This is a genomic window from Mesorhizobium sp. ANAO-SY3R2, from assembly GCF_042466635.1.
Taxonomy (GTDB): domain Bacteria; phylum Pseudomonadota; class Alphaproteobacteria; order Rhizobiales; family Rhizobiaceae; genus Aminobacter.
This window is the reverse complement of record NZ_CP159955.1, coordinates 3,658,361-3,676,715: the sequence shown is the minus strand read 5'-3', so window position 1 is coordinate 3,676,715 and position 18,355 is coordinate 3,658,361. Positions and strand designations below refer to the sequence as shown.

Genomic DNA, 18,355 nt, shown 5'->3' with positions numbered 1-18,355 from the left:
CCATCTCCCCCACAAGGGGGGAGATCAGATTTCATCAACGCTCCCCCCGATCGCCGACGTTGCAGGGCTGGCAAGGGGGCCAAGCTGCCAATCTCCCCCCTTGTGGGGGAGATGTCCGGCAGGACAGAGGGGGGCAACGTGGAGTGCACGGAGACCGATTCTATTGCTGAGCCCTCACAGCGGCTGCGTCGTATAGTCGGCCTCGGGCTTGTACATGCCGTCCTCGATCGAGGTGCGGTGGATGACCTTGAGCTTGCCGCCTTCGACCTTGGAGATGTTCTGGTGGCCGAAGACCTGGTGGAGCTTGCCGTTGAAGATCTTGTCGCCCTGCGGGTGCTCGGGGCCTTCCTTGAAGGTAGTCAGCGCCTCGGTCGCCTCGACCAGCTTGGCGCGGTCCTCGGGGCCCTTGTAGCCTGAATCTTCCATCGCCTTCTTGATGACGTAGAGCGTCTCCCAGCAGCCGAACATGTGGGCTGCGGTCGACACATCCTTGGGGTCGCTCACCGAGGCGCCGTTGTCGTCGATGCCGACGGCCTTGCGATAGGCTTTCTGGGCCTCGCTGTCGTTGTCCTGCGCATAGCGCGGCGAGCCTTCCCAGAAATGGGTGCCGTCGAGGAATTCGAGGCCGGGGCTGTTGATGTCCACCGCCTCGAGCGAGTCGATGAAGCCGAACAGCTGCGGCTTGTTCGAGCCGTAGAACTCGCCGAGCTCCTTGACGAAGGTCAGCACGCCGGGGCCGACCATGACGTGGTAAAGGACTTCCGTGTCGGAGGGGATCTGCGGCAGGTATTTGGTGAACGAGCTCTCGGTCGGCGGGATCGGGATCTGGGCGATGACATCGCCGCCCTGCGCCTTGATGGCAGGCGCGAAATAGTCGCGATGGTCGTGTCCGAAGGCATAGTCCGGATAGATCATCGTCACCTTCTTGCCGAGGTTGCCGGCGATCCACGGCGCCACCGAGGTGACCTGGGCGCGCACGTCGGTGATGCCGGGCTGGAAGACGTAGCGGTTCATCTTGCCGGAAGCGACGTGATAGCCCTCGCTGACCACATAGTAGGGAATCTTGAGCTCGCCGGCGGTCGGCGCCGAGCCGACCACGACATGGCTGAACAGCGTGCCGAAGACGATGTCGGTCTTGTGCTGGCTGGCGAACTTGCCGACGACTTCAGCGCCGCGCTTGGGATCGGTGCCGTCGTCCTCGACGATGATCTCGACCGGCCTGCCGTTGATGCCGCCGGCTTCGTTGATGAGCTTGACCGCCGCGTTGGTGGTCTTTTCGTACCAGCGGCCGTAGGCGGCGCCGATGCCGGTGCGATGGGCCTGGAAGCCGATCTTGATCGGTGCCGAAGACTGCGCCTGCGAGTAGCGCACGAAGCCGGGCGCTGCCATCAGGCCCGCACCTGCCGCCAGGCCCTTGAGCGCGCTGCGCCGCGTGATGCGGCCCTTGCCGAGGTCGAAGAAACCTTTGTTATCAGTCATGCCCTGTCCCTTTGTCGCGCGTTTTGACCGACTTTCGTGCGGACTGAAGACCCGTCCGCTGGGGCGGAAATGCAATCGCACAAGCTAGATCATCAATCCCGCAGAGTCGCAATAGCGCCTTCCCCAGGGTCAATACCACCCGCATTTGCACTATCCCGCCGTGGGTGTCGAGAGCAGCCAAAGCCCGAATACCGTATAGCCGATCATCAAAAGCGTGAGCGGCAACTGACTGAGCGAAGCGCCGGACGCCGAAGGGTGGAGCCGGAAGGCGAGCAGGTGCGCGACGAGCACCGCCAGCACATGGCCGGCTACGATTGCCACAGCCTGCAGGTTCCAGATCAGCCAGGCCGAACCCGCGCCCATGGCGATACCTGCCTCGACCGGCATGTGGGCGGTGCCGAACAGGTTCCAGCCGCGCGAAAACGGGTCGGATAGGGCGACCAGCGCATATTGGCCATTGACCAGCAACGCGGTCAGGTAGTGCGAAAAATGATAGGCGAGCGCGATCGGCACGATCGACCAGACCATCAGGCCAGCCGCATGATGCAAGGGCAGGGTGCTGCGCACCAGTTTTTCGCCGGCGAACACCGCCAGCAGCCCGATGCCGGCGAGCAGCGCGAACATGGCGGCCAGGCCGGCGCTGTTGATGCCCATCAGCGCCGAACGGCCGGGGAACTCGAGCGGGTTGATGCCGTTGAGGCCGAGCCAGAAGAAGGTCTTGGAAAAGCCGTCGAAGCTGACTGAGGCCAGCGTGGCGGTGAGGAACAGCGCGCCCGAGGGCGGCAGCGGCTCGACCTCGTTCAGCTTGGCGCCGGGCAGGCACAGCGCGAGATGCAGATGGTTCCTGCCGGTCTTGCCCTCGACTACCCCGAACCGCGCGATCATGGCGTAGAACAGGGAGAAAAATTCGCCCTGGCGGCTCCAGCGGTCGAAGCCGAAGGCCAGCATGGCAATGAAGGAGAACAGCCAGTAGACGCCTGCGGCCGCAGCCAGTCGCGCCGGATCGTCGGGCGCGGGATCGATCAGCTCGAACCAGGCGAAGGCGAAGAACAGCACGAGTGCCGGCCAGTGGCCGAGCCATGGCGGCAGTTGCAGCGGCGGGTCGTTGTCATGACCAGAAATCCGCCGGAACAATCGGTAGGGCCCATACCATGGATTGAGCCAGCGCCAGAGATTGCCGAACAGACCCTGCACGATCGTCAATCCGACCCAGACAAGCGTCCAGACCGTCAGCGGCAAGGGGTTGGAGAGCGGATCGCGGCTGCCGGTAAAGCCGGCGGCGACCAACGTGGCCAGGACAAGGAAGGAAAGCAGGCTGACCGGGAATCTGAGATCGGGGATAGACCCGATCGGCAGCCGTATGCGCCAGATGGCCACCAGCCGTTCTGGCGAAAGGACCGCCAGCACCAGGAAACTGGCGGCTACGGCAAAGGCAGCGCCGGCGAGATAGTGACCCGTTGGCAGCAAAAGCACATGGCCACGGTCGGAGGCATGGGCGAGGGCGGGGACTGTATCCCATGCGGACATGCCACCCGCCGTGGCTACTGTCGTCGCCTTGCGCCACATGGCTTTTCCGATGCTGGTTCGATGTCCCTGCGTGGGAGTGCCGGGCTTAGGTAGCGTTTCTTCGCGCCCCCCTCTGGCCTGCCGGCCATCTCCCCCACAGGTGGGGAGATCAGCCTTCACGTCCGCTTTCGCAAATCGGCAACGTATGCGGGAAGAATGGGGCGAGCGAAGCTGCCAATCTCCCCCCTTGTGGGGGAGATGTCCGGCAGGACAGAGGGGGGCGCCAAGGAATGAGACCGTGGACATGGCCCTACCTCGTGCCGGAGCCGTCGCCTAAACCTTCACCAGCTGTGCGACGCGATCCTTTTCGCCGAAGAGACGCAGATAGCGCGCGATTTCCTTCTCGTCGCCGGTGGCCTTGGCCGGGTTGTCGGACAGCTTGACCACTGGGCGGCCGTTTGCCTCGGTGACCTTGCAGACCAGCGAAATCGCGTTGAGCCGGTCGGTCTCCTTGGGCGCGCAGCCTTCGAAGTCGTTGGTCAAGTTCGTGCCCCAGCCGAAGGACATGCGCACCTTGCCCTCGAAATGCCTGTAGGTGTCGATGATGGTGTCGACGTCGAGCCCGTCGGAGAAGATCAGGAGCTTCGACCTCGGATCCTGGTCCTTCTTGCGCCACCAGTCGATGATCTTTTCGCCGCCTTCGATCGGCGGGGCGCTGTCGGGCCGGAAGCCGGTCCAGTCGGCCACCCAGTCCGGCGCATCGCGCAGGAAGGCGGCGGTGCCGAAGGCGTCGGGCAGGACGATCAGCAGGTTGCCGCCATAATAGCGCTGCCAGTCGCGCAGCACCTTGTAGGGCGACTGGCGCAGTTCTTCCTCGCTGTTGGCCAGCGCCGCATAGACCATCGGCAGTTCGTGGGCGTTGGTGCCGAGCGCTTCCAGATCGGTATCCATGGCCAAAAGCACGTTGGAGGTGCCGGTGAAGGCTTCGCCGATGCCTTCCTTGAGCGCTTCGACGCACCAGCGCTGCCACAGGAAGGAATGACGGCGCCGCGTGCCGAAGTCGGAGATCTTGATGCCGGGCAGCTTCTTCAGCCGCTCGGTCTTGTCCCACATCTTGGCCTTGGCGCGGGCATAGAGCACGTCGAGCGCGAACGGGCCGAAGGCCTTCATCGCCGAGCGCGAGCGTAGCTCGTTGATGATGGCAAGTGCGGGGATTTCCCACATCGACGTTTCCATCCACGGCCCGGCGAAGGTCAGCTCATACTGGCCGTCGCGCTTCTCGAGGTGGTACTCCGGGAGCTGGAACTTCTCGAGCCAGGCAAGGAACTCGGGGGCGAAGATCTGCTTGCGGCCATAGAAGTTATTGCCGGCCAGCCAGATCATCTCCTTCTTGGAGAAGCGCAGCGAACGCGCATGGTCGAGCTGTTCGCGCAACTCGCCTTCGTCGATCTCGTCGGCCAGCCGGACCGAGGTCGCCCGGTTGATCAGCGAGAAGGTGGCGTCGACCTTGGGATGCATGCCCCAGATCATCTGCAGCATCAGAAGCTTGTAGAAATCGGTGTCGAGCAGGGACCGCACGATCGGATCGAGCTTCCAGGTGTGGTTGTACACCCGCCTTGCAATATCGGTCCTGGGCATTCCGCTTTAGTCCTCCTCGCGCCATCCTGCCGCGCAGGCACGGACCGCACTCCTAGCTTTTAGATATAGCGCCCGCACGATCAAGCGCTGGCGATAAAAAAGCAGGCTCTGGCCTCATGGTTGCATCGGCTGGATGAGGTAGGCGCGGCCGCTCAGCCGCAAACCGCAGCTTTGTGCGTGCGGCGCTTGCGGATGCTGATCTGGCCGGTAGCGCCCTGTTCTGACCAGCCAGCATTCGGCCCAGTTGCTGTCGCCATAGAGCAGGCAGATGTCCGGGCTGCGGAAACAATTGCTATTTCAACGGCGCTGCCGGACACTGCCACCAAAACAACTACAGCATACGGGGAACGAGAAGCATCGAGGCACGCCGAAAAGGCAATCAACCGCTGGCGGCTGTCCCCGGATTGCTGTCGGGCGCATGAGGAGGCCATCATGGGGTTTGACGCAAAGAAGCTCGACGAACTGCGCAGCAAATATGGCGAGGGTCATGGCGGCGACCTGTTCGACCCAAAATTCCGCCGCGTCGCCGAAAAGATCTTCAACGAGAGCGGCACGCGGCTCGCTCCCTATTCGGGCGTGCCCACCTTCCTGACCGCGCCCTACATGCAGGTCGACAGCGACAATCCGGATTTCGGCGACCTGCAGGTGGCGATGGTCGGGGTTCCGATGGATCTCGGCGTCACCAACCGCCCCGGTTCGCGCTTCGGTCCGCGCGCGCTGCGCACCATCGAGCGGATCGGACCCTACAACCATGTCCTCGACTGCGCCCCGGTGCAGGAGCTCAGGGTCGCCGACATCGGCGACGTGCCGTTCCGCAGCCGCTACCGGCTCGAGCTCAGCCATGAGGACATCGAGCGTCGTGTCGGCCAGATCGTCGACGCCGGCGTGGTGCCGCTGTCGGTTGGCGGCGACCACTCGATCACCCACCCGATCCTGAAGGCCGTGGGCAAGAAGCGGCCCGTGGGGATGATCCACATCGACGCCCATTGCGACACCGGCGGGGCCTACGACCTGACCAAGTTCCACCATGGCGGGCCGTTCCGCAATGCGGTGCTCGACGGCGTGCTCGATCCCACACGCGTCATCCAGATCGGCATTCGCGGCTCGGCCGAGTATCTGTGGGAGTTCTCTTACGAGTCCGGCATGACCGTCATCCATGCCGAGGAGATCACCGGCCTAGGCATCCCCGTTGTCATCGAGAAGGCCAGGAAGATCGTCGGCGACGGCCCGACCTACCTGTCCTTCGACATCGACAGCCTGGATCCGGCCTTCGCACCGGGGACCGGCACGCCCGAGGTCGGCGGGCTGACCACACGCGAGGTTCTCGAGATCCTTCGCGGGCTGAAGGGTCTCAACCTCGTCGGAGGCGATGTCGTGGAGGTCGCGCCGCAATACGACTCGACCACCAACACGGCCCATGCGGGTGCGCAGGTGCTGTTCGAGATCCTGAGCCTGATGGTGTTCAGCCCCTTCGTGAAGGGCAACGCAGGTTGATCGTCGCCCGTTGCCGTGGCCTGGTTGTCAGGTTCGGGGACATCGCCGTTGGAGAGATGGGAGGAGCGGGACGTGCCCGCTCCTCGAACGTCAGATCACCGGACGGTCCATCAGGCCGAGCTTTTCGCGCCTGAGCCAGCGCCACAGCAGCAGCATCGAGACGGTGGCGAGGCCGGAGAACAGCCCAAGCCAGATGCCGCGGCCTTCGAAGCCGAAATGGAAGGCGAGAGCCGCGCCGAGCGGCAGGCCGATGCCCCAGTAGCCGATTGCCGCATAGATCATCGGGATGGTCGTGTCCTGAAGCCCGCGCAGCATGCCCGCCGAGACCGCTTGCGCTCCGTCGACGACCTGGAACAGCGCGGCGAAAAGCAGGAATGTGGCGGCAAGCCCGATGACCTCGGCATTGGCCTGGTCGCTGATGTCGATGAAGGCACTGATCAACAGGCGCGGCCAGAACACCATCACCAGCGCCATCAGTGCCATGAAGGTTACGCCGAGCACATAGGCCGTCCAGCCGGCGCGGGTGATACCGTCATGGTCCTTCGCACCATAGGCGAGGCCGACGCGTACGGTTGCGGCCTGGCCGAGCCCGAGCGGGATCATGAAGGTGACCGAGCAGATCTGGATGGCAATGGCGTGCGCGGCAAGCGAGGCCGAGTTGATCAGTCCCATCAGGAAGGCTGCGGCGTTGAAAATGGTGACTTCGAAGGCGAGGATGCCGGAGATCGGCGCGCCGAGCCAAAGCAGCGTCTTGAAGCGCGGCCAGTCGGGCCGCCAGAAGCGACCGAACAGACGGTAGCGGCGGAACTTCTTCTCAAACATCACGACTGCGGCCATGCCGAAAAACATCATCCAGCTGGCGACGCTGGTGGCCAGGCCAGAGCCCGCAATGCCCATCTGAGGGAAACCCCATTTGCCGAAGACCAACAGCCAGTTGCCGAACGCATTGGCCGCGACGGCGACGACCATGATGGCCAGCGCCCAGCCAGGCCGCTCGAGCGCCGAGATGAACGAGCGCAGCACGATGTAGCCGTAGAAAGGCAGCACCGCCCATTGCAGGTGGCGCACATAGATGCCGGCCTGTTCGGAAAGCTTGGGCTCCTGGCCCATGGCGAGCAGGATCGCTTCGGCGTTCCACAAGACGATCCAGATCGGGACGGCGACGATGGCGGCGAGCCACAGGCCCTGGCGCACCGTGCGGCGGACGTCGCGCACCGAATGGGCCTTGCGGCCGAGTTCGGCGGCCATCATCGGCGAGGTGGCATACATGAAGCCAAGGCCGAAGATCAGCGGCGCGAAATAGAGGTTCGAGCCAAGCGCCCCCGCGGCAAGCGCATCCGGGCCCAGCCGGCCGATGAAAATCACGTCGGTGGCGGTCATAGCCGTCTGCGCCAGATTGGTCAGGATCATCGGCCAGGCGAGCGCCAGCATCGCCCGAATTTCGTGACGCCAAGGGCTTGCCGGTGATTGCGCGCCGGTCTCGATCGCAGACATTTTTTCCGTCTTTCGGTGCCGATATCGCTAGAATTGGCGCTGATATCGGTGAACTCGGCCGCAAAATCCGTCGATTTGCCTCGCCGTTGCAGGGTTTTGCAGCAAAGCGTCGGGACTGGCAAGGCGACACGGACGCCAAACATTGAGCCAGGAAGCGCATCGGGCGGCACTCCTGACAATGCCGTTCAGGCCTCCGTGCAGCCCAGTTCAGCCAGGATCCAGTTGCGGAAGGCCCTGATGTTAGGCGCGTTGCGGCGCGATTCCGGATAGACAAGCCAGTAGCCTTGGCCGTCATAGCCCATCAGGTCGAAAGGCTGGATCAGCCGGCCTTCGGCGAGGTCGGTGGTGAAGAATGCGCGGGTGAGGATGGCCACGCCCTGACCTGCTATCGCTGCGTTTGCCTCATAGGCCTGGGAGCCCATGTTGGTGTCTGGCCGGCCTTCCAGGCTGTCGGCGGGCACATTCGCCAGAGCGAACCAGCGCCGCCACCATGGATCGGTCGGGTCGAGGACACGCAGCTTGAGCAGATCCGCCGGCTCGCGAATTCCGCCTATGCTGTCGGCCAGCCGAGGGTTCAGCATCGGCGTGTATTCGTTGCGGAACAGCAGGTGGCTGACCAGCCCCGGCCATTTGCCCTCGCCGGAGCGGATAGCGACATCGACGTCCTGCCGGGCGAAATCGACCAGGTCGCTCGACGTGTCAAGGCGCACCGCGATGCCCGGATGGCGAAGCTGGAACGATCCGATGTGGCGCGCCAGCCAGTTCGACGCGAAAGTCAGCATGGTCGAAATGCAGAGCGCACTGTCCGAACCGGCCCGCGCCGAGGCATAGGCGTCGCGGAGCAGGCCGAAGGCCTCGCTCACCTTGGGTGCCAGCCGCAGGCCTGTCTCGGTCAGCACGACCTGCCGAGGCTTTCTGAGGAAAAGCGGCGCGCCGACCCGCTCCTCCAGAAGCTTGATCTGGTAGCTCACGGCTGCCTGCGTCATGCCGAGTTCGGCAGCCGCCTTGGTGAAGCTCGAGAGCCGGGCGGCAGCTTCGAATACCCGCATCGCGGTCAGCGGCGGCAGTTGCAGGCTCATCTCGCGGGCGCCATGCGCATAAGGTGTCCTTATGGGTCGTGATCGACGTTCGATTGGAATTTCTTAGTTTCTCAGGCCAGTATCTACGTCAACACATCAGCAGGTTTCAAGCATCAGACCGGCGCGCGGCTATTCGGCTGCGCGAGCGATGCTTTGCCTGATGCGCTCACGGAGGTTGACGATCATGAATGCTGCACAGGCAAGTTTCACGCACAGCGAACCTGTTTCGCTTGCGTCCCGGTTGGCTTCAGCATTCGGTCTGCGCTCGCGCAAGCGTGTGCTCGATATCAGAGACCTGCCCGACCACCTCAAGCGCGACATGGGCTTTCTCGACGGCAAACGCCCCTACGGCCGGTGCCCCTGAGCTTTCAACTCGGCATGGCCACCGTGGCCCACCATCTGACCGGTTCATTTTCACCGCCAAAGGTCCTATGACCGAGGCAGCGAGGAAAGGTCGGTTTGATGGCTCCGAAGGCAGTCTACTGGGATATGGACGGCACGCTGATCGACAGCGAGCCGCTGCACGAGAGGTCGCTGGTGGCGGCATTGCGCAATGCCGGCATCGAGCCGCCCGCGGATCTGCATTCCCGCGTCGTCGGCCAGGCAGCGAGGCCGGTCTACGAGGTGCTGCGCGACCAGTTCGGGCTTGGTCTCGAATTCGACGAGTGGATCACCCTCAAATACGACTATTACATGAGCCACGCGCCGAGCCTTTTGCCGCGCGATGGTGCCATGGAAATCTTTCATGGTCTCAGGGCGCGCCGCGTGGTCCAGGCGATCGTGTCGAACTCCGACCGCATGGTGGTCGACGTCAACCTGCGCGCCGTCGGCATCCACGAGCCGACGATGAAGACGATCAGCCGCAATGACGTGCGCAACGGCAAGCCCGATCCCGAGCCCTATCTGCGTGCGGCGTATCTGACCGGCATCGACCCGGCAGACACGGTGGTGATGGAAGATAGCGTCACGGGCGCCATGGCCGGGCTTGCGGCGGGCATGCGGACCATCTTCTGGCCGCAGGATGACCTGGAAGGGCCCGCGGGCGCCCTTGTGGCCCGCAGTGCCGACGACGTGCGTGAGTTTCTCAAGTTCGACTGAGGCTCAGCCTCAGTTCCGGTAGACGGGTTCCTGCTCGTCGAGGATGGCCTTGAGTTCGGCGAGGTGCCGCTCGGCCTGTCCGGGATAGTCTTCCTGCTCGAGTGCTGCCTTTTCGGCGATTTCGTCGGAGAGTGTGCGCAGCGGCCGCCCTGTCCATAGCGCCTTGATGTAGGTCTCGGCGGCGCGCTCGAAATAGTAAAGCCGGTTGAAAGTGTCGGCTACGCTGTCGCCGATGACCAACACACCGTGATTGCCCATCACCATCACCTTGACCTTGGGGTCGTGGAGCAGTTGCGAGCAGCGCTCGCCCTCTTCCTCGAAGGCAAGTCCGCCATAGTGGCTGTCGACGACATGGCGGCGAAAGAAGATCGCCGTGTTCTGGTCGATCGGCGGCAGCGTCGAGTCGGCCAGCGAGGCGAGCACGGTGGCGTGGATCGAATGCACATGCATGACGCAGCGCGCATGGGCGCAATTTCGGTGGATCGCCCCGTGCAGGCCCCAGGCGGTCGGATCGGGTGCGTTCGGCCCGTTCATCGTATCGGGATCGTTGGCGTCGATCAGCAAAAGGTCGCTCGCCTTGATGCGCGAGAAGTGCACCTGGTTGGGGTTCATCAGGAATTTCGAGCCGTCGTCGTTGACGGCGAGCGAGAAGTGGTTGGCCACCGCCTCGTGCATGTTGAGCCGTGCGGTCCAGCGGAAGGCGCAGGCGAGGTCGACGCGCTCCTCATAGTGGGGCAGGTTGGTCTGCTTGAGTTGGGTGACGCTCATCGGGTTTCTCCCTCCAGGTGGCCGAGAATGCCGCGCCGGGGCCTGTACGGCAATCGCTGGTCCGGCGGATTTCCGCTGGTCCAGCCTGAGCCGTCCTCCACGAGCGCGGGTTTCCTGTTTCACGCATGAAAAAACCCCGGCGCGCGGGTGCGGCCGGGGTTTTCGATCAGCGCGACGCGGATGCCTTAGGCGGCTTCGGCGACGTCGTTCTTGAGTGCTTCAAGAATGTTCTGCGGCGACGAGACGCCGTAGGGATCGCTGTCGCAATTGTCGGAGAAGCCTTCCTCCTCGAACCACTTCTCGACGCGGCCGTTGTTGATGACGGCGGCGTAGCGCCACGAGCGCATGCCGAAGCCGAGGTTCTCCTTGGCGACGAGCATGCCCATCTTGCGGGTGAACTCGCCCGAGCCATCGGGGATGAGCTTGACGTTCTCGAGGTTCTGCGACTTGCCCCAAGCGTTCATGACGAAGGCGTCGTTGACCGAGATGCAGTAGATTTCGTCGATGCCCTGGGCCTGGAATTCGCCGTGCAGCTTCTCGAAGTCGGGCAGTTGGTAGGTCGAGCAGGTCGGCGTGAAGGCGCCCGGCAGCGAGAACAGGATCACGCGCTTGCCGTCGAAAAAGTCGGCCGAGGTCTTGTCTTCCCAACGGAAGGGGTTGGGACCGCCGACGGCCTCGTCGCGCACGCGCGTACGGAAGGTGACGGACGGAACTTTCTTCCCAATCATGTATTGCTCCATTTCCAAGATGACAGGAGACCGCGATCCTGGACGCGGGAAGTCCTGCAGAATTTTTAGCTAGCAACGGCAAGATAGGCATTGGCCGTGGGGTGTCCAGCGCGGCCCCCCGTGGCATCAGGTCGCGGGAACGGTCCCGGCGTCGAAGCGGAAAAGAGCGCTGCGCATGGACAAATAGGTTGCCGCCTCGCAGGCCAGGTGTTCGCCGGCGTCTCCCATTTTGGGGATCGACCTCCATCAGCGGCATCGCCACGTTGAGGGTCGTCGAGCGTCTGTTCCTGCCGCCGAATATGGGGGTGAAAACGGCTCGGCTGCGCCGTCGGGATCGAGACGTGGGCAGGGATGCACCGGTGGCGAGGGTGCCCGCCGCCTGGACCGGCCTGCATGTTTGTCGATATATAGCTTGTTGCCTGTCGGCATTTCGGTTTCTATAGAAGGGAAGCCATTTTGGCTCACTTCGGGGGCGGACAGTGCATTTGGGCCTGCAGCACGGCCCGCCAGAAGAATCGCGCGACACGTGCCCGACAAATGCAAGAGTTCTGGGGAAGGGTACCGATGGCTGATCAGCTGGCAACGGAAATCATCAACAAGATCAAGGCGCATGCCGAAACAGGCGGCGACGAGATCACGCTCGACACGGAGCTGACCGCGCTCGGCATCCATTCGCTGGAACTCACCGAAATCATCTTCGACCTGGAAGAGGAATTCGGCATCGAGATCGAGATGAACACGGTCGATGCCTGGGCCAATCTCAAGAATGTCGGCGATATGGTCGAAGCCGTTCGCGGCCTGATTGCGCAAAAAGTCTGACATGAATCGCAAGCGTATTGTCATCACCGGCATAGGCGGGCTGTGCGCGCTCGGCTCCGATGCCCCCGCCATCTGGGATGCCATGCGCAATGGCCGCTCCGCCATCGGCACGCTGGTCCACGCGCCGCTGCACGATCTCAAGACCCGCAACGGGGCGGAGATCGGGGAACTGCCCGAGCACGGCATCGACCGCAAGCAGCTCGTCTCGATGGATCGCTTCAGCCTGCTCGCAGTGATTGCGGCGCGCGAGGCGATGCGCCAGGCAGGCCTCGTGTCCGACGAGACCAACACCTACCGGATGGGAACGGTGGTGGGCGTCGGTGTCTGCGGCTGGGAGGCGATCGAGGAGAACTATCGCGCCCTTTTGCTGCACGGCAAGAACCGCGCCGGCATCTTCACCGTGCCCAAGGTCATGCCCGGTGCGGCAGCCGGCCAGGTCAGCATGAGCCTCGGCTTGCGCGGCCCGGTGTTTGGCGTCACCTCGGCCTGTTCGTCGTCTAATCACGCATTTGCATCGGCCATGGACCAGCTTCGCTCGGGCCGCGCCGACGTCATGGTCGCCGGCGGCACCGACGCACCGCTGGTCTGGGGTGTCGTCAAGGCGTGGGAAGCGCTGCGCGTGCTCGCACCCGACACCTGCCGGCCGTTTTCGGCCGACCGCCAGGGCCTTGTGCTCGGCGAGGGCGCCGGTATGGCGGTGCTTGAAACCTATGAGCATGCAGTTGCGCGTGGCGCGACGATTCTTGCCGAACTGGCCGGCGCCGGCATGTCCGGCGACGCCTCCGACATCGTGGCGCCAACTGTTGAAGGGCCGACGGCTGCGATGCGCGCATGCCTGCTCGACGCGGGCCTTGCGCCGGAAGAGGTCGACTACATCAACGCCCATGGCACCGGCACCAAGGCCAACGACCAGATCGAGACGGCGGCCATACGGCGTGTGTTCGGCGCCCATGCCTACAAGCTTTCGGTGTCCTCGACCAAGTCGATGCATGCCCATTGCCTTGGGGCGTCAGGCGCGCTGGAGATGATCGCCTGCGTCATGGCGGTGCGCGAGGGGCTGGTTCCGCCGACCGCGAACTATCGCGAGGCCGATGCCGACTGCGACCTCGACGTCACGCCCAACGTGGCGAAGAAGCGCGAGGTCCGCGTGGCGATCAGCAACGGCTTTGCCTTCGGCGGCACCAATGCCGTGGTGGCGGTCAAGGCGGCCTGACCGGGCCGCCTTTCAGCCGGCGAGCATACCCATCCCCAACATCGCGCTGGCATATTGATGCACCGCGCGGCGATGCCTAAGTCATGGGTGCCTAGCTTTCGGCTGACGTTTCCGCGCGGCCTCATCCCAAGGAATGCCTGATGAGCGATCTCACCCCGTTTCCCGTTGCTGCGCGCTGGCCGGCCCAGTACCCCGACCGCATCCAGCTCTATTCGTTCCCGACGCCGAACGGGGTGAAGGTGTCGATCGCGCTCGAGGAACTCGACCTGCCCTATGAGGCCCATGCCATCAACATCGGCAAGAACGAGAGTTGGACGCCGGAATTCCTCGCGCTCAACCCCAATGGCAAGATTCCGGCGATCATCGACCCCAACGGTCCCGGCGGCAAGCCGATCGCGCTGTTCGAATCCGGGGCGATCCTGCTCTATCTCGCCGACAAGACCGGGCGCCTGATCCCGAGCGACAGGACACGTTACTACGAGACCGTGCAGTGGGTGTTCTTCCAGATGGCCTCGGTCGGGCCGATGTTCGGCCAGCTCGGTTTCTTCCACAAATTCGCCGGCCGCGAGATCGCCGACAAGCGCCCGCTCGAGCGCTATCGCGACGAGTCGCGCCGTCTGCTCGGCGTGCTCGACCAGCGGCTTGCCGGCCGCAAGTGGATCATGGGCGACGACTACACCATCGCCGACATCTCGTTGCTCGGCTGGGTGCGCAACCTGATCGGCTTCTACGAGGCGCGCGACCTGGTCGGTTTCGACACCTTCGGCAATGTCGCGGCATGGCTGGAGCGTGGGCTTGCGCGGCCCGCGGTGCAGAAGGGGTTGAACATCCCACCGCGGCCCTGAGCGGCCCATTCATGCCGGAGCCTTAGGCCGGCTCCGGCTTTGACTGGAACGTCAGATCACCAGGTCGGCCTTGCGCCGCGAATGCAGCACGCGGTCTATGTTTGGCATGTCGTTGGTGTCGATCCAGTTGCGGGCGTCGTCGTCCGAGCGGCCATGCTCGCGCCAGCGCTCGACCAGCCGCCGCTCGAGTTCCTCGCGCGGGGCGTCGACGAAGATGGTAAAGTCGAACAGCAGTTCGAGCCGCCGCCAGGGATCTTCGTCGAGCAGCAGGTAGTTGCCTTCGACCAGGATGAACTTCACGTCCGCTTCGACAATGGCCGCCGCCGCCCGCGACAGCTCGATGCTGCGGTCGAAGACGGGAATCGCGACATCGGGTTCCCCGGCGCGGATCCGTTTCAGCAGCGCCTCGAAGCCGGCGAAGTCGAAGGTTTCGGGCGCGCCCTTGCGAGCGCTCAGGCCGCGCTGCTCAAGCACCGCATTGTCGAAGTGGAAGCCGTCCATCGATACCACGGCGGACGCGCCTTCGGGCAGGATGTCGTGCAGTTCCGCAGCAAGCGTGGACTTGCCGGCGCCGGGCGGCCCGGCAATGGCGACAAGGAAGCGATGCGCATGGTGAGCGCGCTTGAACAGCGTGGCGGCGACATGGGCTATCTCTGACATGGGCCCCTCCCGATCCATGAAGGTCGACTACGCGTAAGCATCCTGCCGCATCATCGGTCAAAATTGAGGCGGCCGCAGCGTCAGGTCAAGTCGATGTTCCGATTCGCAGGAACCCGTCATCGAAGGGAACCATGCGGCTGGTGCCATCGGCAAACGACAGCCGGAGCTTGCCCTCGGCGCCGGCGACCAGGCTCGGCGCCTCGCCGCTTTCCGAGGGCAGCGCTCCGATGATCTGGCGGAAGGTCACCGTGCCGCCCAGTGGAAAAGTTGTCTCGACGCCTTCGCGCTTCAGCCAGTTGTCGCCGAGCGAGGCGGCATGGCCGAGCACTGTGCGACCGTCCTCGATGCCGAGCACGCCGCTACGACCGTTCCACGGCGCGTAGTAGCGGCCGCCGTTGCTGATCCACAGCATGGTGACCGGAAACTCGCTGGGGTTCTTGAGCACCAGCACGACGTCCTGTTCGGCGGCCCGCGCGACAGCGGTCCAACCCATGCCGCCGTGGAAAGCTTCGACGAGCGTGACGAAATCCTCGTGCCGCAGAGAGGCGCTGTAGCAGGTCAGGTCGATTGTTCTGCCGTTGGCGGTCGGGAACCGGGTGAGATCTGTCGACCGCGCCGGATAGGCCAGCAGGCTTTCGCCGCGTACCGGATCGGGCTCGGGCGCGCCATCAGGCGTTGCGGCAAGGCGCTTCGGCGAGAATGCCAGTCGGCCGCCGTCGCGCATTTCGGTGATGGGGTGATGCGCCGCCGAGATCGCGCCCGCCCCGCCTGTGAATGAATGCTCCTGGTAGAGGAACGGGTGGCCGTCGCGCAGGACAAGCGTCTTTTTAACCGTGGCACCCATGACCTTGCGCTGCAGTCGGAAGCTCGCGCGCCGGCCGCCGTCAAACGGCTCGTCCGACAAAAGCTCCCAGGCGCTGTTGGCCGGCCAGCCGTGAAGCGGCGCTTCCTCGACGTCGCTGCTCGAAAACGGCGCGCAGAGGAAATCGCCCGACAGCCGCGCTTGGCCTGCCGGCAGTCCGGCCGGCAGATCCGGCGTGTCGATCCAGGGTGCGCGGTGCAGCGGCTGCAATGTCCGGCCATCGAGCGCGATGGTCAGGTCGGCGATGTGCCCGACCGCGAGGTCAAGCGTTGCGGAAATTCCCTCCGCCCGGAGGCTGTGTTCGGCCATTGCCACATCACCCGCTTGGTTTTGGGCGAGGGAGAACCAGTCCATGCCCGAGGCGCAATTTCGATAGTGTAACCATTGTTCAACACTGCCGGCGTTAGATGTGCAAGTTGTGCTGCGGCAAATGGACGACGTAGCGCGCCTTTTGTAGCTCTTCGGCTGCTGCTATCGACCGGCAGGTGATTCAGCCAGATATTTGGCGACCAACGACAGGTTTTCCTTTGTTTGCCCAAGTCTTTTCATCGTCGCTGCCTTTTGGCCGGTTCCGGCGCGCCGGGCTGTTTCGTGGCCTGGTCGCTGTGCTCATGGCGGTCGTCCTTGCCGGCTGCACCACGACCGAGGCGCTGAACACGGTCCAGGCCCCGGCTCCGGCGTCGGACAAATATGCCGCGATCGTTGTCGATGCGAGCAACGGGCGGACGCTCTACCAGGCCTATGCGACGGCGCCGCGCTATCCCGCGTCACTGACCAAGATGATGACGCTGTATATGCTGTTCGAGGCCATGCAGCAGGGCCGCGTGACACAGGCGACGCCGATCCCGGTTTCGGCGCATGCCGCTTCGCAGCCCCCATCCAAGCTTGGCTTCAGGCGCGGCGAGCAGATCGAGGCCGAAACAGCCATCCGGGCTCTGGCCACCAAGTCGGCCAATGACGTCGCTGCGGCGGTGGGCGAATATCTCGGCGGCTCCGAGGACGGCTTTGCCCGGATGATGACGGCCAAGGCGCGCCAGCTCGGCATGACGTCGACGGTCTTCCGCAACGCTTCGGGCTTGCCCGATGCCGAGCAGCGCACCACCGCGCGCGACATGGCCGTGCTCGGCATGGCGCTGCGCAAGCATTTTCCTGAGCATTACTACTATTTCTCGGCCACCGATTTCAGCTTCCGCGGCAAGCGCATTCGCGGCCACAACGACTTGCTCGGCCGCGTCAACGGCGTTGACGGCATCAAGACCGGCTATATCAGGGCGTCCGGCTTCAACATCGTCACCTCGGTCAATGCCGATGGCCGCAAGCTGGTCGTGGTGGTGATGGGTGGCGACACCGCGCGCAAGCGCAACGACCATGTCGAGGAACTGATCGCGCGCTATCTGCCGCAGGCATCGGGCGGCGGCATGGCATCGTCCCTGTTCCAGAGCGCGCCGGCCGCTCAGGCAGCGCCAATGGCGATGGCCGCGCAGCCTGAGCCGATGGCTGACGCCGCCGAGGCGCCGACGCCGATGGCCGAGGTCCGCTGACGAACTGTCGCCGTCGCGGGCGTCAAATCCCCGGCGGCTATGCCGTTGCCAGGTACTGCGCGTCCGTGACGTGCTCGAGCCAGTCCACCGCGCGGCCGTCGAGCGCTTCCTGGATGGCGATGTGCGACATGGCGGTCGTGGCGGTGGCGCCATGCCAGTGCTTCTCTTCGGGCGCGAACCACACGACGTCGCCGGCCCGGATTTCCTGTGCTTTCTCGCCCCAGACCTGCGCCCAGCCGCAGCCGGACGTGACGACAAGCGTCTGGCCGAGCGGGTGGGTATGCCATGCCGTCCGCGCGCCCGGTTCGAAGGTCACGGTGACGGCGCGGATGCGCGCTGGCGCCGGCGCCTCGATCACCGGATCCTGGCGGACGGCGCCGGTGAAATAGTCTGGCGACGGCGTCGCCGAGGGGCGCGATCCGCAACGCTTGATTTCCATCTTTTTTCTCCTTCCGGCAGCGGCCGGTAGCTTGAGCAGTTTGCCCACGAATGGCAGGCGCTGTCACCCCGCGCCGAGGTCTTGCAAGTGAGGTCAGTCTGGAAAAACGAGCTCGGTGCGGCCGCTGGTGAGGTCCGCGACCAGCCGCGCGATGTTTGCTGCCTCTGCCTCGGGCAGCGACACGACCAGATCGGCGCCGCTCTCATTGAAGCTCTCGCTGTCGATCCGCACGCCGGGCAGGGCGGCAAGCCGCGCCTTGACGATGGCGAGGTCGGCAAAGCCGCAGCCGAGCCTGGCCTCGGTCGTGGCGAGCAACTCGGTCTTCTCGGCGGCACGCAGGCAGGCGGCGGCCGTGCCGCCATAGGCCCGGACGAGGCCTCCCGTGCCCAACAGCACCCCGCCGAACCAGCGCGTGACGACGATGGTGACATTGTCGAACGCCTGGCCGTCGAGCGCCTGCAGGATCGGCTTGCCCGCCGTGCCGCTGGGCTCGCCGTCGTCGCTGAAGCGATAGGCCTGGCCGATGCGCCACGCCCAGCAATTGTGGTTGGCATTGGCGTCGGAATGCGTGGCGACGAATTCCTTGGCGGCCTCCGGGCTCGCCACCGGACCGGCGATGGCGAGGAAACGGCTGCGCTTGACTTCCTGGGCGAAGGTTTCGGTGCGGGCGAGGGTGAACATCTGCATGGCCG

The 18,355-nt window shown here is 64.5% G+C and carries 18 protein-coding genes; 7 read left to right on the top strand and 11 right to left on the bottom strand.

Going from position 1 to position 18,355, the window contains the following annotated elements; translation table 11 throughout:
• Positions 1-174: 174 nt before the first annotated feature.
• The 3 genes from ABSY17_RS22610 to pncB form a co-directional block, all read right to left on the bottom strand.
• Positions 175-1,479, bottom strand: a complete 1,305-nt coding sequence (locus tag ABSY17_RS22610) for an ABC transporter substrate-binding protein (RefSeq protein ID WP_378945811.1) — start codon at positions 1,477-1,479, stop codon at positions 175-177.
• 150 nt (positions 1,480-1,629) lie between these two features.
• Positions 1,630-3,006, bottom strand: coding sequence for a hypothetical protein (locus ABSY17_RS22605; RefSeq protein WP_378945808.1), 1,377 nt, complete (start codon positions 3,004-3,006; stop codon positions 1,630-1,632).
• Positions 3,007-3,318: 312 nt separating this feature from the next.
• Positions 3,319-4,623, bottom strand: coding sequence for a nicotinate phosphoribosyltransferase (gene pncB / locus ABSY17_RS22600; protein ID WP_378945805.1), 1,305 nt, complete (start codon positions 4,621-4,623; stop codon positions 3,319-3,321).
• 432 nt (positions 4,624-5,055) lie between these two features.
• Here pncB and speB point away from each other — a divergent pair, with 432 nt between their 5' ends.
• Complete coding sequence (gene speB, locus ABSY17_RS22595; RefSeq protein ID WP_378945802.1) at positions 5,056-6,117, top strand: agmatinase; 1,062 nt, start codon at positions 5,056-5,058, stop codon at positions 6,115-6,117.
• A gap of 90 nt (positions 6,118-6,207) precedes the next feature.
• Here speB and ABSY17_RS22590 read toward each other — a convergent pair whose 3' ends face one another.
• Together ABSY17_RS22590 and ABSY17_RS22585 are read right to left on the bottom strand one after the other, a co-directional pair.
• Positions 6,208-7,611, bottom strand: a complete 1,404-nt coding sequence (locus ABSY17_RS22590) for an MATE family efflux transporter (protein WP_378945799.1) — start codon at positions 7,609-7,611, stop codon at positions 6,208-6,210.
• 185 nt (positions 7,612-7,796) lie between these two features.
• Complete coding sequence (locus ABSY17_RS22585; protein ID WP_378945796.1) at positions 7,797-8,690, bottom strand: LysR substrate-binding domain-containing protein; 894 nt, start codon at positions 8,688-8,690, stop codon at positions 7,797-7,799.
• Between the two features lie 184 nt (positions 8,691-8,874).
• On the opposite strand from ABSY17_RS22585, the gene ABSY17_RS22580 reads away from it, so the two are divergent.
• Positions 8,875-9,054, top strand: coding sequence for a hypothetical protein (locus ABSY17_RS22580; RefSeq protein WP_378945793.1), 180 nt, complete (start codon positions 8,875-8,877; stop codon positions 9,052-9,054).
• Positions 9,055-9,152: 98 nt separating this feature from the next.
• A complete protein-coding gene (locus ABSY17_RS22575) occupies positions 9,153-9,788 on the top strand; it encodes an HAD family hydrolase (RefSeq protein WP_378945790.1) in 636 nt (211 codons plus the stop codon).
• A gap of 9 nt (positions 9,789-9,797) precedes the next feature.
• Here ABSY17_RS22575 and ABSY17_RS22570 read toward each other — a convergent pair whose 3' ends face one another.
• On the bottom strand, positions 9,798-10,556 hold the full coding sequence (locus ABSY17_RS22570; protein WP_378945787.1) for a class II aldolase and adducin N-terminal domain-containing protein: 759 nt from the start codon (positions 10,554-10,556) through the stop codon (positions 9,798-9,800).
• Between the two features lie 185 nt (positions 10,557-10,741).
• The gene (locus tag ABSY17_RS22565) at positions 10,742-11,284 is read right to left on the bottom strand and encodes a peroxiredoxin (RefSeq protein ID WP_378945784.1); all 543 of its coding nucleotides are present in this window, start codon (positions 11,282-11,284) and stop codon (positions 10,742-10,744) included.
• A gap of 564 nt (positions 11,285-11,848) precedes the next feature.
• Here ABSY17_RS22565 and ABSY17_RS22560 point away from each other — a divergent pair.
• The 3 genes from ABSY17_RS22560 (at position 11,849) to ABSY17_RS22550 (ending at position 14,161) form a co-directional block, all read left to right on the top strand.
• Positions 11,849-12,103 carry an acyl carrier protein gene (locus tag ABSY17_RS22560; protein WP_378945781.1) on the top strand — a complete coding sequence of 85 codons (255 nt, stop codon included), beginning with the start codon at positions 11,849-11,851 and terminating at the stop codon, positions 12,101-12,103.
• 1 nt (position 12,104) lies between these two features.
• The gene (locus ABSY17_RS22555; RefSeq protein ID WP_378945778.1) at positions 12,105-13,316 is read left to right on the top strand and encodes a beta-ketoacyl-[acyl-carrier-protein] synthase family protein; all 1,212 of its coding nucleotides are present in this window, start codon (positions 12,105-12,107) and stop codon (positions 13,314-13,316) included.
• Positions 13,317-13,456: 140 nt separating this feature from the next.
• On the top strand, positions 13,457-14,161 hold the full coding sequence (locus tag ABSY17_RS22550; RefSeq protein WP_378945775.1) for a glutathione S-transferase family protein: 705 nt from the start codon (positions 13,457-13,459) through the stop codon (positions 14,159-14,161).
• Between the two features lie 51 nt (positions 14,162-14,212).
• On the opposite strand, the gene ABSY17_RS22545 is transcribed toward ABSY17_RS22550, so the two are convergent.
• Complete coding sequence (locus ABSY17_RS22545) at positions 14,213-14,821, bottom strand: nucleoside triphosphate hydrolase (protein WP_378945773.1); 609 nt, start codon at positions 14,819-14,821, stop codon at positions 14,213-14,215.
• An 85-nt stretch (positions 14,822-14,906) separates the two neighbouring features.
• Positions 14,907-15,992, bottom strand: coding sequence for a hypothetical protein (locus ABSY17_RS22540; protein ID WP_378945770.1), 1,086 nt, complete (start codon positions 15,990-15,992; stop codon positions 14,907-14,909).
• Between the two features lie 302 nt (positions 15,993-16,294).
• Between ABSY17_RS22540 and ABSY17_RS22535 the strand changes: the two genes are divergently transcribed.
• Positions 16,295-17,224, top strand: coding sequence for a D-alanyl-D-alanine carboxypeptidase family protein (locus tag ABSY17_RS22535; RefSeq protein ID WP_378945767.1), 930 nt, complete (start codon positions 16,295-16,297; stop codon positions 17,222-17,224).
• A gap of 37 nt (positions 17,225-17,261) precedes the next feature.
• Here ABSY17_RS22535 and ABSY17_RS22530 read toward each other — a convergent pair whose 3' ends face one another.
• Positions 17,262-17,663 (bottom strand): cupin domain-containing protein, encoded by a 402-nt coding sequence (locus ABSY17_RS22530; protein WP_378945764.1) that lies wholly within the window; start codon positions 17,661-17,663, stop codon positions 17,262-17,264.
• A gap of 93 nt (positions 17,664-17,756) precedes the next feature.
• Positions 17,757-18,344 (bottom strand): IMPACT family protein, encoded by a 588-nt coding sequence (locus ABSY17_RS22525; protein ID WP_378952962.1) that lies wholly within the window; start codon positions 18,342-18,344, stop codon positions 17,757-17,759.
• Between the last annotated feature and the right edge of the window lie 11 nt (positions 18,345-18,355).